Source organism: Gilvirhabdus luticola (assembly GCF_040117515.1).
GTDB lineage: Bacteria > Bacteroidota > Bacteroidia > Flavobacteriales > Flavobacteriaceae > Gilvirhabdus > Gilvirhabdus luticola.
Genome location: NZ_JBEEEN010000008.1, coordinates 1 through 16,498 on the forward strand (window position 1 = coordinate 1; position 16,498 = coordinate 16,498).

General features: G+C 33.1%; 10 protein-coding genes and 2 tRNA genes. 9 read left to right on the forward strand and 3 right to left on the reverse strand.

What is annotated here, in order from left to right; all coding sequences use genetic code 11:
- The coding region (locus AAFP94_RS12435) for a thrombospondin type 3 repeat-containing protein (RefSeq protein ID WP_409628708.1) at positions 1 to 1,536 on the forward strand (1,536 nt) is incomplete at its 5' end.
- Positions 1,537 to 1,606: 70 nt separating this feature from the next.
- Here the strand turns inward: AAFP94_RS12435 and AAFP94_RS12440 are convergent.
- Entirely contained in the window at positions 1,607 to 4,156 is a 2,550-nt protein-coding gene (locus AAFP94_RS12440) for an ATP-dependent Clp protease ATP-binding subunit (RefSeq protein ID WP_316663066.1), read from the reverse strand.
- Positions 4,157 to 4,415: 259 nt separating this feature from the next.
- Between AAFP94_RS12440 and gyrA the strand changes: the two genes are divergently transcribed.
- Together gyrA and AAFP94_RS12450 are read left to right on the forward strand one after the other, a co-directional pair.
- Positions 4,416 to 6,980 (forward strand): DNA gyrase subunit A, encoded by a 2,565-nt coding sequence (gene gyrA / locus AAFP94_RS12445; protein WP_316663067.1) that lies wholly within the window; start codon positions 4,416 to 4,418, stop codon positions 6,978 to 6,980.
- A 17-nt stretch (positions 6,981 to 6,997) separates the two neighbouring features.
- Positions 6,998 to 8,251 (forward strand): tetratricopeptide repeat protein, encoded by a 1,254-nt coding sequence (locus tag AAFP94_RS12450; protein ID WP_316663068.1) that lies wholly within the window; start codon positions 6,998 to 7,000, stop codon positions 8,249 to 8,251.
- 49 nt (positions 8,252 to 8,300) lie between these two features.
- Here the strand turns inward: AAFP94_RS12450 and AAFP94_RS12455 are convergent, their stop codons facing one another.
- Together AAFP94_RS12455 and AAFP94_RS12460 are read right to left on the reverse strand one after the other, a co-directional pair.
- The gene (locus AAFP94_RS12455; RefSeq protein WP_316663069.1) at positions 8,301 to 9,050 is read right to left on the reverse strand and encodes a C40 family peptidase; all 750 of its coding nucleotides are present in this window, start codon (positions 9,048 to 9,050) and stop codon (positions 8,301 to 8,303) included.
- A 7-nt stretch (positions 9,051 to 9,057) separates the two neighbouring features.
- Positions 9,058 to 10,236 carry an acetyl-CoA C-acyltransferase gene (locus AAFP94_RS12460; RefSeq protein WP_316663070.1) on the reverse strand — a complete coding sequence of 393 codons (1,179 nt, stop codon included), beginning with the start codon at positions 10,234 to 10,236 and terminating at the stop codon, positions 9,058 to 9,060.
- Positions 10,237 to 10,360: 124 nt separating this feature from the next.
- On the opposite strand from AAFP94_RS12460, the gene AAFP94_RS12465 reads away from it, so the two are divergent.
- The 6 genes from AAFP94_RS12465 (at position 10,361) to AAFP94_RS12490 (ending at position 16,492) form a co-directional block, all read left to right on the forward strand.
- Complete coding sequence (locus AAFP94_RS12465) at positions 10,361 to 12,409, forward strand: HD family phosphohydrolase (RefSeq protein WP_316663071.1); 2,049 nt, start codon at positions 10,361 to 10,363, stop codon at positions 12,407 to 12,409.
- A 93-nt stretch (positions 12,410 to 12,502) separates the two neighbouring features.
- Positions 12,503 to 12,586: transfer RNA gene (locus AAFP94_RS12470), tRNA-Ser, on the forward strand.
- 18 nt (positions 12,587 to 12,604) lie between these two features.
- Positions 12,605 to 12,679: transfer RNA gene (locus AAFP94_RS12475), tRNA-Pro, on the forward strand.
- 183 nt (positions 12,680 to 12,862) lie between these two features.
- A complete protein-coding gene (locus tag AAFP94_RS12480; RefSeq protein WP_316663072.1) occupies positions 12,863 to 13,720 on the forward strand; it encodes an AraC family transcriptional regulator in 858 nt (285 codons plus the stop codon).
- Positions 13,721 to 13,827: 107 nt separating this feature from the next.
- On the forward strand, positions 13,828 to 15,138 hold the full coding sequence (locus AAFP94_RS12485; protein WP_316663073.1) for an L-fuconate dehydratase: 1,311 nt from the start codon (positions 13,828 to 13,830) through the stop codon (positions 15,136 to 15,138).
- A 10-nt stretch (positions 15,139 to 15,148) separates the two neighbouring features.
- Entirely contained in the window at positions 15,149 to 16,492 is a 1,344-nt protein-coding gene (locus AAFP94_RS12490; RefSeq protein WP_316663074.1) for an alpha-L-fucosidase, read from the forward strand.
- The last annotated feature ends 6 nt before the right edge of the window (positions 16,493 to 16,498 follow it).

Here is a 16,498-nt window from a genome sequence, read left to right on the forward strand (position 1 = left end):
AGTGACGGCACACCAGATTGTATTGATAACTGTCCATCAGACCCTAACAAGACAGAACCAGGAGCTTGTGGTTGTGGTATATCAGATACAGATTCAGATGGTGATGGTACACCTGATTGTAATGACAATTGTCCGAGCGATCCGAATAAGACGGAACCCGGTATTTGCGGTTGCGGAACACCTGATACAGATTCTGATGGTGATGGTACACCTGATTGTAATGACAACTGTCCAAGTGATCCAAATAAAACAGAACTAGGCGATTGTGGTTGTGGCATAGCAGATACAGATGCAGATAGCGACGGTACACCAGATTGTAATGACAATTGTCCGAGCGATCCGAATAAGACGGAACCCGGTATTTGCGGTTGCGGAACACCTGATACAGATTCAGATGGTGATGGTACACCAGATTGTAATGATAATTGTCCAAGTGATCCAAACAAGACCGAACTAGGAGACTGTGGTTGTGGCGTAGCAGATACAGATTCAGATGGAGATGGCACTCCTGATTGTAATGATAATTGTCCATCAGATCCAAACAAGACCGAACTAGGAGACTGCGGTTGTGGCGTAGCAGATACAGATTCAGATGGTGATGGTACACCTGATTGTAATGACAACTGTCCATCAGACCCAAACAAGATCGAACCAGGCGATTGTGGTTGTGGCATAGCAGATACAGATGCAGATAGCGACGGTACACCAGATTGTAATGACAATTGTCCATCAGATCCAAATAAAACAGAACCAGGAGCTTGTGGTTGTGGCGTAGCAGATACAGATACAGATAGTGATGGCACACCAGACTGTAATGATAATTGTCCAAGTGATCCAAACAAGACCGAACTAGGAGACTGCGGTTGTGGCGTAGCAGATACAGATTCAGATGGTGATGGTACACCTGATTGTAATGATAACTGTCCATCAGACCCAAACAAGACAGAACTAGGAGACTGTGGTTGTGGCGTAGCAGATACAGATTCAGATGGAGATGGTACACCAGATTGTAATGACAACTGTCCATCAGACCCAAACAAGACAGGACTAGGAGACTGTGGTTGTGGCGTAGCAGATACAGATTCAGATGGTGATGGTACACCAGATTGTAATGATATCTGTCCAGGATTTGACGATTCAGTTGACACAGATTTAGATGGTGTTCCTGATGAATGTGATAATTGTTTTGATATTGTAAATCCTGATCAGAGTGATGAAGATAATGACGGTATCGGTGATTTATGTGAAAGTTTTGGATTAGAAGACATTGATATAAAAAGTATTAGAGTATTTCCAAATCCGTTTGACAACTCAATTACATTGCAGTTGTCAAATAATGTAGTTTTTGAGAGTTTAGAGATATCTATATATAATTTATTGGGGCAACGCATTTTTTCAAATAGATTTGAAAATGTTGATAGGATTATTGTAATAAAAGATCTAAATTCAGTTCTTTCTCAACAAGGAACATATATATTAAAAATTAAAAATTTAACTAATGATCAAACTGTAATAAAACAGTTAATTAAAAAGTAAATTCTTATTTATTTCAAACAAAGAAACCGCATTATACAAATGCGGTTTTTCTTTTTAATAAAATATAAATTTATGATTCAGCAGGTTTTTCTGCCTTTTCAATTTTTATCTTAAGCTTGCTTTCTTTTTTATCTAAATCCATAATAATTTTATCACCTTCATGAACTTTCGAAGTTATTATTTCTTCGGCCAAAGCATCTTCGATATACTTTTGTATGGCGCGTTTTAAAGGTCTAGCTCCATATTGTTTATCAAAACCTTTTTCAGCAATAAAATCTTTTGCACTTTTACTTAATTTAAGAATGTACCCTAGATCGTTTATTCTGGATAATAGTTTTTCTAACTCAATATCAATAATTTTATTGATATGCTCTTTTTCTAGTACATTAAACACCACTACATCATCAATTCTGTTTAAAAACTCTGGAGCAAAAGATTTTTTAAGTGCATTTTCAATAACACTTCTGGCATTCGCATCTTCTTGTGCCTTTTGTGACGCAGTACCAAAACCAACACCAGTTCCAAAATCTTGAAGTTTTCTTGATCCAATATTCGAAGTCATGATAATGATAGTATTCCTGAAATCTATTTTTCTTCCTAAACTATCAGTTAAATAGCCATCATCTAGAACTTGAAGTAGCATATTAAACACATCAGGATGCGCTTTTTCTATCTCATCCAAAAGAATCACTGCGTAAGGTTTACGTCTTACTTTTTCAGTAAGCTGACCGCCTTCTTCATAACCTACATATCCAGGAGGAGCACCTATTAATCTTGATATAGCAAACTTCTCCATGTACTCACTCATATCAACGCGTACCAATGCATCTTCACTATCAAATAATTCACGAGCTAAAACTTTGGCTAACTGCGTTTTACCAACTCCTGTTTGGCCTAAAAATATAAATGAACCAATAGGTTTATTTGGGTCTTTAAGACCAGCTCGATTACGTTGAATAGCTTTAACAACTTTTGCAACAGCCTCATCCTGACCTATAACTTTTCCTTTTATTAATTCCGGTAACTTTGCTAAACGATTGCTTTCAGTTTGAGCAATTTTATTCACAGGTATTCCAGTCATCATTGAAACGACATCTGCAACATTATCTTCAGTAACGATTTCTCTGTGTTGTTTTGTTTCCTCTTCCCACTTTTCTTGAGCGATTGATAGTTCTTTTTCAAGGCGTTTCTCATCATCACGAAGCTTGGCAGCTTCTTCATACTTTTGTTTTCTTACAACCGAATTCTTTGTTTCCTTAACGCCTTCAAGTTGTTTTTCTAATTCCAATATTTGTTTAGGAACAGCGATGTTGGTAATATGTACACGAGAACCTGCTTCGTCCAGAGCATCTATAGCTTTATCTGGAAGGAAACGTTCTGTCATGTACCTATTTGTTAATTTAACACAGGCTTGAATAGCTTCATTTGTGTAATCCACATTGTGGTGATCTTCGTACTTACCTTTTATATTGTTGAGTATTTCAATAGTTTCTTCAACACTTGTTGGCTCAACAATTACTTTTTGGAAACGTCTTTCTAAAGCTCCATCTTTTTCAATATATTGCCTATATTCATCCAACGTTGTAGCACCTATACATTGAATTTCTCCTCTAGCTAAAGCAGGTTTGAACATATTTGATGCATCCAAACTTCCTGTAGCGCCTCCAGCACCTACAATGGTGTGTATTTCATCTATAAACAGAATAACATCATCATTCTTTTCAAGTTCGTTCATAACAGCTTTCATCCGCTCTTCGAATTGTCCCCGATATTTTGTTCCAGCAACAAGGCTTGCCAAATCTAGTGTAACAACACGTTTGTTGAATAAAATTCGTGAAACCTTTCTTTTAATGATGCGCTCTGCCAAACCTTCTGCAATTGCAGATTTACCAACACCTGGTTCACCAATAAGTAGTGGATTATTCTTTTTTCTTCTACTTAATATTTGTGAAACTCTTTGAATTTCTTTTTCTCGTCCTACAACAGGATCAAGTTTGCCTTCTTCAGCTAGAGCTGTAAGATCTCGTCCAAAATTATCTAAAACAGGAGTTTTTGATTTCTTGTTACTTTTAGTTGTAGATTGACTAAAAGGGTTGTCTTTTGATGTTTCTTCAGAAGTATCGTCTTCATCAGAAAATGATTCAGCTTTTGGCGAATCAAGATAATTATCGTCGCTAGTAATCATAAGTTTAAATTGTTCTTTTACGTTATCGTAATCAACTTTTAATTTATTTAAAAGTTTTGTAGTTGGGTCGTTTTCATTTCTTAAAATGCACAAAAGCAAGTGTGCTGTATTTATAGAAGTGCTTTGAAATAATTTCGCTTCTAAAAAAGTTGTTTTTAAAGCTCGTTCTGCTTGTCTAGTCAGGTGTAGATTTTTCTTTTCGTTTGACAGTTCAGAAACATTTGGATTGGCAGGGCTTAAAATTTCTACTTTTCTTCTTAAATGATTTAAATCAATTTCTAAAGCATTTAATATATTAATAGCTTTTCCACTTCCATCACGTAAAAGACCAAGCATTAAGTGTTCAGTGCCAATAAAATCATGGCCTAAACGCAATGCCTCCTCTTTGCTATAAGCAATCACATCTTTTACTCTTGGTGAAAAATTATCGTCCATAAACTTTCCTCTTTCTGCATTAAAAATACTAAAACATATTTATTAATGGCAAAAACTATACCTTAAATTAATATTAACTGGACTAATTGACAAAAAAAGGCGACTAAATCAAAATATTTTCGTTCATATTTATTAACCAATAAACCGCTTTAAATTGTTAATAAAAAACAGAAAAAACAAGCTATTATGCCTTACTATAACTTATGAAATAATTATATTAGCACGATTTAAAAAATTGTAAAAAAACTAATAAATAATTATGGCAGAAGGAGAAAAACTGATACCAATTAATATAGAAGATGAGATGAAATCGGCTTACATTGATTATTCAATGTCGGTCATAGTGTCACGTGCTTTGCCAGATGTAAGAGATGGTTTAAAACCAGTGCATAGAAGAGTTCTTTATGGAATGCATGAGTTAGGTGTAAGGTCTAATACTGCACATAAAAAATCTGCAAGAATTGTTGGAGAAGTTTTAGGTAAATATCATCCTCATGGTGATACGTCGGTATACGATACTATGGTGCGTATGGCTCAAGAATGGAGTTTGCGATATATGCTTGTTGATGGCCAAGGTAACTTTGGATCAATTGATGGAGATAGTCCTGCTGCAATGCGTTATACCGAAGCGCGTATGCGCAAGATTTCAGAAGACATGTTGGCAGATATAGATAAAGAAACGGTTGATCATAAATTAAATTTTGATGACACGCTTCAAGAGCCTACAGTTCTGCCAACAAGAATACCCGGTTTACTAGTTAATGGAGCATCTGGTATTGCAGTTGGTATGGCAACAAACATGCCTCCACATAATTTGAGTGAAGTTGTTGATGGTACTGTTGCGTATATCGATAACCCAAATATTGAGATTGATGAATTAATAACACATATAAAAGCACCAGATTTTCCTACAGGAGGAACCATCTACGGTTATGATGGTGTTAGAGAAGCTTTCCATACCGGTAGAGGACGTATTGTTATTAGAGCAAAAGCTATTATTGAAGAAGTTGATGGAAGAGAGTCCATTATTGTAACCGAAATACCTTATCAAGTAAATAAGGCAGACATGATTAAGAAAACTGCCGATTTGGTTAATGATAAAAAATTAGATGGCATTTCTACTATTCGTGATGAATCAGATAGAAATGGTATGCGTGTTGTTTATGTGTTGAAGCGTGATGCCATTCCTAATATAGTTTTAAACAAGTTGTATAAATATACAGCATTACAATCGTCTTTTAGTGTAAATAATATTGCATTAGTAAAAGGCAGACCTCAATTATTAAATTTAAAAGAGCTAATACATCATTTTGTAGAGCATAGACATGATGTTGTTGTAAGACGTACTGCGTATGAATTACGCAAAGCCGAAGAAAGAGCGCATATTTTAGAAGGTTTGATTATTGCTTCAGATAATATTGATGAAGTAATTGCATTAATAAGAGCATCTTCAAATGCGGACGAGGCAAGAATGAAGTTAGTCGAACGTTTTGAGCTGTCTGAAATACAAGCTAAAGCCATTGTAGAAATGCGTTTAAGACAGCTTACAGGTTTAGAACAAGACAAGTTACGTTCTGAATATGATGATTTAATGAAAACCATTGAAGATTTAAAAGATATTCTTGATAAAAAAGACCGTAGGATGAGTATTATCAAAGAAGAGCTTTTAGTGGTTAAAGAAAAATATGGAGATGAACGTCGCTCAATTATTGAATATGCAGGTGGAGATTTAAGTATAGAAGATATGATCCCTAACGAAAAGGTTGTTATTACCATTTCGCATGCAGGATATATCAAACGAACCTCTCTTACAGAATATAAAACACAGAATAGAGGTGGAGTAGGACAAAAAGCTTCAACGACCAGAAATGAAGATTTTCTTGAGCATTTATTTGTTGGCACAAACCATCAATATATGCTCTTCTTTACTCAAAAAGGAAAATGTTTCTGGATGCGTGTTTATGAAATCCCAGAAGGAAGTAAAACATCTAAAGGACGTGCGATTCAAAATTTAATAAATATTGAGCAAGATGATAAGGTAATGGCCTTTATTTGTACTCAAGATTTAAAAGATGAAGATTATATTAATAGTCATTATGTGATAATGGCAACGAAAAATGGTCAAGTTAAAAAAACGTCATTGGAGCAATATTCTCGCCCTAGAACAAACGGTATTAATGCAATTACCATTAAAGAAGATGATGTACTTTTAGAAGCTAAATTAACAACAGGAACAAGTCAAGTAATGCTAGCATTAAAGTCTGGCAAAGCCATTCGTTTTGAGGAAGCGAAAACAAGACCTATGGGCAGAGGCGCTTCCGGTGTTAGAGGAATTAAATTAGCCAATGCTAAAGATGAGGTAATAGGTATGGTTACAATAGAAAATCCACAAGAAGAAACAGTATTAGTGGTTTCTGAAAACGGATATGGCAAACGTACTTATATTGATGATCCTGAAGATGGTGAAGCCGTTTATAGAATTACAAATCGTGGTGGAAAAGGAGTAAAAACTATTTCTATTACAGAAAAAACTGGTAATTTAGTAGCCATTAAAACTGTAACTGATAGCGATGATTTGATGATTATTAATAAATCTGGTATAGCAATTAGAATGGCTGTTAAAGATTTAAGGGTCATGGGTAGAGCCACGCAAGGCGTAAAACTCATCAATTTAAAAAATTCAGATTCTATAGCTGCTGTTGCTAAAGTAATGCACGAAGACGATGAAGTTGATGACATAGAAGATGTCGATAATATCACTTCAGAAAAAGAAGATGGCACAACTCTTGATATGAGTCAAGAAGAAAACAATAACAACGAATAAATTAAAGATTAAACAGAATGAAAAAACAATTTTTAGTAGCATTTGCTATATTGATATCTACAATTTCTTTTGCCCAAAAGAAAGAATTGAAAGCAGCAGAAAAAGCTATAAAGGGAAATAACTTTGCCGAGGCTAAAGCAGCATTAAGTTCGGTTTCACCAATGTTATCGTCTCTAGACGCTAAAACCAAAGACAATTATTATTTTCTTAATGCTAAAGCATTGTTTGCTAATGGAGCAGGTAGTAATGATGATATAAACCTGGCTTTAGAAAGTTTGGGTAATATTGGTAATCAAAATTCACCTGAAGTTGGAGAATTGAAACAAGAAATGGTAAATTCATTTTTAACCAAAGGGAATGAGTATTATGAAAAGAATGATTATTCATCCGCCTCGCACAGTTTTGAGCAAGCCTATAGAGCCTCAACTAGAGACACACTTTATCTTTATTATGCAGCATCAACCGCAGTAAGTGTACAGGATTATGATCGTTCTCTAAAATTATATAATGAGCTTAAAGATTTAGGTTTTACAGGAATTGAAACAGAATATGTGGCTACCAACAAAGAAAATGGCGAAGAAGAAGCTTTTCAAAGTGCGAGTTTAAGAGATCTTTCTGTAAAGGCAGGTACTCATATTAATCCTAAAGCAAATAAGACAGAATCTAAACGTGCTGAAATTGTGAAAAACATTGCATTAATTCATGTAAGCAATGGTGAAAATGAAATGGCTTTAGAAGCTATGGATGATGCAAGAAAAGAAAACCCAGATGATATCAATTTATTGTTGTCCGAAGCAAATATCCATTATAGAATGGGTAATAATGAAGAATTTAGAAATCTTTTACAATTAGCTACTCAAAAAGACCCAAACAACCCAGAATTACAATATAATTTAGGAGTTATCGCTGCAGAATCTGGAGATAAAGAAAGTGCTAAAAAATATTATAAAAAATCTATTGAATTAGACCCTAATTATATTAATGCACAAATTAACATGGCTGCTTTAATCTTATCTGAAGAAGAAGCTTTAATTGAAGAAATGAATGGTTTAGGTAGTTCAGCTGCTGATGATAGAAGATATGATGAGTTAAGAGAAGAAAGAAAAGTTTTATACCAGAATGCAATACCTTATCTTGAATCTGCTTTAGAGATTGAATCTGATAATATACAAGCCGCTAAAACACTTATGAACATTTATAGTGTAACAGGTGATGATGCTAAATTTAAGGCACTTAAGGCTAAAGTTGAAGTTCTTGAAAGTGGAAACTAATTAAAATTATTTAATCATAAAAAAAGACCTCTAATTTAGTGGTCTTTTTTTATATAATCTTTTTTATAACTCTTAATTTATGAGTATGAATGTTCTTTTCTACATTATAAATACCAGAATGGTCCAACCTATCAATTCTAACTTTACCATGGGCGTGAATAATATAATTGTCTTTTAGAATAATGCCAACATGAATTATATTACCTTCGTCATTATCAAAAAAAGCTAAATCACCAGGTTCACTTTCTTCTATAAAACTTAATGCCTCACCTTGTGCAGCTTGTTGTGAAGCATCTCGAAGTAATTTATAACCATTTATTTTGTAAACCATTTGAGTAAATCCGGAACAATCAATCCCAAGTGGTGATTTTCCACCCCAAAGATATGGAGCATTCAAAAATAAAAAAGCAGTGTTTATAAGATTCAATTTATCCTGAATACCATGTAATGAATTACCGTCATAACTATGTTCAAAAATTTGTAATCCATTTAATGAAGCACCAAGTGTAATCAAAATCAATTCTTGATTCTTACTTTGAACATATTCAATCAAATCATAGGAATAACTAGAGTTTGTTTCATCCAGATAATTATATTGGTCTTTCGAAATTTCAATGAATTGTTTTTTGTCTACCCAACCTTCGTAGCCATCAAAAGCTACTCTAATTTTACACCAAAGTTTTCGCTTTTCAATAATTTTAAAATGCTCGCCATAAAGTAATTGTGAAACAAGTTCACTTTTGTCAGACGGTTCAAAACGAATTGGAACAATACTTAAATTACAGATTCCGTATTGCATTAAAATTTTAGTTACGTTCAATTATTATTGCCGAAGCACCACCACCACCATTACAAATAGCAGCAGCTCCAATTTTAGCATTGTTTTGTTCAAGAACATTTAATAGTGTAATAATTATTCTAACACCTGAACATCCCAATGGATGACCAAGAGAAACAGCTCCTCCATTCACATTCACATTAGCATCACTTAATCCTAAAAGTTTCATATTTGCTAATCCAACAACCGAAAAAGCTTCATTAAACTCAAAAAAATCAACATCTTTAATAGAAATCCCAGCTTTGTTTAAAGCTTTTGGTAAAGCTTTGGCAGGAGCAGTAGTGAACCATTTTGGTTCTTGAGCAGCATCTGCATAACTTTTTATTGTTGCTAGTGGTTTTAATCCTAATTCATTAGCTTTTTCTCTGCTCATCAAAACTATTGCTCCAGCACCATCATTTATTGTTGAGGCATTGGCTGCAGTTACTGTTCCATCTGATGTGAATGCTGGTCGAAGTGTTGGGATTTTTTCAAGCACTACATTGGTAAACTCTTCATCTCTATTAACTATAATGGGTTCACCACGTCTTTGCGGAACTTCAACTGGAACTACTTCATTGTCAAATTTCCCTGAACTCCAAGCATCAGAAGAACGTTTGTACGATTGAATTGCAAAAGTATCTTGGTCTTCTCTTGAAAAATTATGTTCTATGGCACAAGCATCTGCACAGACTCCCATGGCATTCTGGTCATAAACATCTACCAAACCATCTTTTTGCATTCCATCAATAAGGGTAGCTGGGCCAAATTTTGTAGCTGAACGAGCATGATAATAATGTGGAATCAAACTCATATTTTCCATACCTCCAGCAACTGCAATATCTATATCTCCTAATGCAATGGCTTGGGCAGCTTGCATTACAGCTTTCATACCAGAAGCACAAACCTTATTTATTGTTGTACAAGGTACTGTGTTTGGAATCCCAGCAAATATTGCTGCTTGCCTGCCAGGCGCCTGGCCTGTACCAGCTTGAACAACATTTCCCATTAAGACTTCTTGTACCAATTCTGGTTTCAAGTTAATTCTTTCCAAAGCGGCTTCTATGGCAATTGCCCCTAATTTAGGTGCAGGTATTGTTGAGAGAGAGCCTAAAAAACTACCTATTGGTGTTCGAGCTGCGGAAACTATAACAACATCATTATTCATTTTAAAATATGTTTATTGTGCTTTGGCGAAATTAATGATTTTTGAGAAGAATTTAGAACGATTAGAGTATTTAAATATTCTAATAAAAGGATATTTATTACATTTGATAACCTTAATACTTTAAATGAAAGACCTAACAAATAAGTTATATAGAAATCACTCTTTAGCATATAAAATTTTATTGTTTGTAAGTGCTACGTTTCTAATTGTTTATTTGTTTCCAAAAAGTGGAAAGTTTAAATACAGTTTTGAAAAAGGCAAACCTTGGCAATCTGAAAATTTATATGCTCCATTTAATTTTGCTATCAAAAAAAATCAAAGCGAAATTGATTCTGAAAAGGAAGCTGTTAATAATAATGCTTTTCTATATTTCAATCTTGATTCTGAAGTAAAGCCAAGAATAGTATCGAAATATCTGGAAGCATTGAAAGAGGTTATAGTAGATTCTATTCCTACAAGTGATTTTGAAACTATTACCGCCACTGGAATGCGAATCATTGAGGAATTGTATGAGTATGGCTTTTTAAGCGAAAAATACAATTTTAAAGATGCAAGAAATGTAATTATATTGGAGGATCGCGTAGAAAAATTTCGAACAACATATTCTAATCTCGTTAACCAAGAAAATTTAACAACAATACTTAATAATGCATTACGTGAAGATAATCTGGTAAAGTATAAAAACCTGTTTGCATCACTGTTTTTTGATATTGTTGAACCTAATTTAACATATAATAAAAGTTTTACAGAAAGTGAATTAAATGCTGAATTAGGCAAAATATCTTACACTAGAGGTAGTATAGCAAAAGAAACATTAATTATCTCAAAAGGAGAAGTTGTTGAAGGAGACAAATTTCAAATATTAAAATCATTAGAATCAGAATATGAATCTCAAGTTTGGAATGAATCTAACTATTATTGGATAGTATTTGCATATACATTATTGGTTGCATTAGCTTTATTAATGCTGTTGCTTTTCCTTCGAAAATATAGGTTATCAGTTTTTGAGGATAATACCAAAGTTACCTTTATCTTTTTCAATATATTATTGATGGTATTGCTTACCACACTTGTCGTAAACTACAATTCACAATATATTTATATCGTTCCAATATGTATTTTACCATTGGTGTTGAAAGCTTTTTTTGACGCAAGACTTGGTATGTTTACACATGTATTAACTGTTTTACTATTAGGACTTATTGTGCCAAATAATTTTGAGTATATGTTTTTGCAAATTATTGCAGGAATAGTTACCATATTAACAGTTTCAGAACTTTATAAACGAGCCAATTTATTTATTTCCGTAGGTCAGATTACACTTATTTATATTGTTGCCTATTTTGCATTTTTCATAATTCATGAAGGCAGTATAGAAGCTATGCATTGGGAAACTTTTGGGATGTTTATTTTGTGCGGTTTAGCAACTTTATTTGTACAACCTCTTATTTATGCTTACGAAAAACTATTTGGCCTTGTATCTGATGTTTCTCTTTTAGAACTTTCAGATACCAATACTAAATTGCTTAAAGAATTGTCTAATGTAGCTCCCGGGACATTTCACCACTCACTTAACGTGGCAAATTTGGCTGAAGCTTCTGCAAATGAAATTGGAGCCAATGCCATGCTTGTAAGGGTTGGTGCGTTATACCATGATATTGGAAAGATGAAGAACCCCACTTACTTTACAGAAAATCAATCTACAGGAATTAATCCTCATGACGAATTATCTTCAACAGAAAGTGCAAAAATTATTATAGACCATGTTATTAATGGTATAGAGATAGCCAGAAAACACAATTTACCAGATAGGGTTATAGATTTTATAAGAACACATCATGGTACTAGTATGGTTTATTATTTCTATATGAAGGAAAAGGAAGTAAACGATACTATTGTACATAGTGATTTTAGTTATCCTGGACCAACACCTTTCAGTAAAGAAACTGCAATTTTAATGATGTGCGATAGCGTTGAAGCAGCCTCGAAAAGTTTAAAAAATCCAACATCCTCTAAAATTGATACTTTCGTAGAAAATATTATTAATAAGCAAATGGTGACTGAACAATTTTTAAATGCAAACATTACATTCAAAGAAATTCAATCTATCAAAAAAGTTTTAAAGCACAAACTTGCAAATATTTATCATTTAAGAATAGAATATCCAGAATAAATGATCAAAAAAATAAATAAAATAGTTGCGTTCTTAAAGATGAAAAGTTACATTTGCATCCGCAATTTTATTGCATAAGTTCTTATTAGAATTGGAGAGGTGCCAGAGTGGTAATGGAGCAGATTGCTAATCTGTCAACGCGTAAGTGTTGCCTGGGTTCGAATCCCAGTCTCTCCGCATATTTGATAATCTTTTCGGGGTGTAGCGTAGCCCGGTTATCGCGCCTGCTTTGGGAGCAGGAGGTCGCAGGTTCGAATCCTGCCACCCCGACAAAAATTAACACTAATAGAAACTAAAACCTTGTAAATTGTATGATTTACAAGGTTTTTTATTGATTTCCTATAAAGTTTTTATACTACAAATTAAGGTCAAGCATAATATTATATTTGCTCTTTTTATTAAAAATTTAACTAATTAGTAAAATTCTTATTAGTTTTATTTAAAATAGAGTAGATGAAATTACATCTTACAGATAGGAGTAGTAAGTTAAATAGCTCATTTACGGCTAGGTTAAATCGTTTTCCTCATTTCTTAAAACTTTGGCATTACCATTCTGAATTAGAATTAATACTTATTGTAAAAAGTAAAGGCACAAAATTTATTGGTGATTCAGTCTTAAAATTTGATGAAGGAGAAGTATTGCTACTTGGAGAAAATTTGCCTCATATGTTTTTTAATGAAGAAGAATATTTTTCTCAAAATTCAAATCTTATTGCTGAAGCAATTGTAATACATTTTAAAAAAGAATTTTTAAAATGTATTCCAGAGATGAATCATATTTCAAAATTGTTTGAAAGAGCCAATCATGGAATTCACTTTATTAAGCCAAGAGATGAAATAATCGCAGCATTCAAAAAAATTTTAGATTTGAACAATGATTTTGAAAAAACCTTATTATTCATACAATTACTTAATAGTTTAGCTGGTCAAAAAGATTATAAATTATTAGTAAGCATAGGGTTTTCTAATACTTTTGTTAAGGATGAAGTCGGTAAATTAGATAAGGTATATCAATATATATTTAATAATTTTAATAAACCAATTTCATTAAAAAATGTTGCAGATATTGCCAACATGAATGAATCTGCATTTAGCAGGCTTTTTAAAAAAATAAATAAGAAACCGTTTTCAAAATACTTAAACGAAATAAGAATAGGATATGCTTGTAAGCTTCTTATAGAAAACAAGTACAATATTGCATCCATCTGTTTTGAATCAGGTTATAACAATCTTTCAAATTTTAATAGACAGTTCAAATCTATTACATCGTTTTCTCCATCAGAATATCTTAAGAAACACATTAATATTTGATTTTATTTAAAAGCTTAATTCATTGAAAGCAAAAAAAGTATTAGTGTTAATCAAAATATTGGTGGATAATAGCTTGAAGAAATTATAGATTTGTTATAAAAACGTTAATGACTACCGATCTTATAATTACAGAGATAGAAACTAAAGACATTCGGTTTCCAACAAGCAAAACATTAGATGGATCGGATGCAATGAATCCTGATCCAGATTATTCTGCTGCGTATGTGATATTAAAGACAAATCATCCTAACAATATTGAAGGTCATGGTTTAACTTTTACTATTGGAAGAGGTAATGAGTTGTGTGTAGCCGCAATTAAATCTATTTCCCACTTAATTCTAGGCAAAAGTTTAAATTCTTTTACCAGTAATATGGGTGCTTTTTGGAAAATGATTACCGGAGATAGTCAGTTGCGTTGGTTAGGACCAGAGAAAGGCATTATACATTTAGCTACTGGAGCAGTGGTTAATGCAGTTTGGGATTTATATGCAAAAGTTGAAGAAAAACCACTTTGGAAATTGTTAGCAGATATGTCTTCAGAAGAATTGGTAAGATGTATTGATTTTACCTATATAACGGACGTAATGACGCCTATCGAGGCATTAGAATTAATAAAAAAAAATGAAAACACTAAACAAACACGAATCAATTATTTATTAAAAAATGGCTACACTGCATATACCACATCTGCAGGATGGCTAGGATATTCTGATGAAAAAATGCGTCGTCTATGTAGAGAAGCCAAAGCAGATGGGTTTAAGCACATGAAAATAAAAGTTGGTTCTGATTTAAAGGATGACATTAGGAGAGCTACCATCATTAGAGAAGAAATAGGTGATGATTTAAAACTTATGATGGATGCTAACCAAAAATGGGATGTTGAAGAGGCCATTGAAAACATGACCCAATTAAAGAAGTTCAATCCTTGGTGGATAGAAGAACCTACAAGCCCAGATGATATTTTAGGACATGCAAAAATAGCGAAGCATGTAGCTCCAATATTAGTAGCAACAGGCGAACATTGCCAAAATCGTATAATGTTTAAACAATTATTTCAGGCTAATGCTATTGGAATTTGTCAAATTGATAGTTGTAGAGTTGGTGGAGTAAACGAAATATTAGCTATCTTGTTAATGGCAGCAAAATTCAAAATTCCAGTTTGCCCTCATGCTGGTGGTGTTGGATTATGTGAGTATGTGCAGCATTTGTCAATGATAGATTTTATTACAATAAGCTGTAGTATGGAAAATAGTATAATAGAATATGTAGATCATTTACATGAGCATTTTTGCGAACCTGTAGTGATTAAAAATGGGGCATATATGCCACCACAATTACCTGGTTATAGTATTACAATGAAAGAACAGTCTTTAAAAGATTATAGTTTTCCTGATGGGAAAATGTGGAACTCGAAATAAATTTTAAAAAATGATAAAGAAAAACATATTTATTTTATTTGGTTTATTCATTATTAATCAAAGTGTCATTTCTCAAGAATCATATGTACCTTCTGAAGAAAATATGCAAGCTAGAACATGGTTTCAAGATGCAAAGTTTGGAATGTTTATTCATTGGGGAGTTTATAGTACTCTAGGAGATGCTGAATGGGTGATGCAAAACCAAAACATACCAATAGACAGGTATGAATTATTACCGACATTCTTTAATCCAATTGAATTTGATGCGAAACAAGTGGTAAGCCTTGCTAAATCCTCTGGAATGAAATATATTACAATTACTACTAAACACCATGACGGATTTGCTATGTATAATTCTAAAGTGTCCGACTATAATATTGTTAAGGCAACACCTTTTGGTAGAGATATTTTTAGAGAACTGGAACAAGAGTGTAAAAGACAAAACATTAAATTGTTCGCTTATTATTCACAATTAGATTGGCATCATCCTGATTATTTTCCAAGAGGTTGGACCGGTAGAAAAACTGGAAGACCAGAATCTGGAAATTGGGATAATTATTTAAAGTATCAAGATGCTCAAATAAAAGAACTTGCTGAAAATTATGATATTGCTGGATTTTGGTTTGATGGATGGTGGGACCAAGCACCACACAAAGAAGATTGGCACAAGGCTGTTCCATACCGAATTGATGGAATTAATTGGAACCTAGAAAGAACCTATAAGATGATTCATGATATCAATTCAGCGCTACTTATTGGAAACAATCACCATGAACTTCCAATACCGGGTGAGGATTTCCAAATGTTTGAGAAAGATCTCCCCGGAAAAAACACTACTGGGTTTGGAACTACCGAAATTGGCGAATTACCTTTGGAAACATGTGAAACTATTAATCATTCTTGGGGATTTAACTTACAAGATGGTAACCATAAATCAGTTAGGCAACTTATTCAATATCTAGTAAACGCTGCTGGACGAAATAGTAACTTTTTACTAAATGTTGGACCTATGCCAAATGGTAAAATTCAAGATGAACACGTCAAGCGATTGCTTGAGGTTGGTGATTGGCTAAAACAATTTGGTGAAACCATTTATGGGACTAAAAGTGGAATTATTGAACCCACTGATAAGTTTGTCTCCACACAAAAAGATAATACATTATATCTACATATAATTGATTCTGATTTAAATGAAATTGTCATTCCAAATTTTAAAAATAAAATCAAAAGTATAGCCTTTTTTAAGGATAAAACACCAATAATATTTACTTTAAAAAAAGGGGTATTAAAATTTGTCATTGAAGAGCACCAAATGGACAAAATCGACACGATTGTAGAAATAATATTAAAGTAGAAAGAC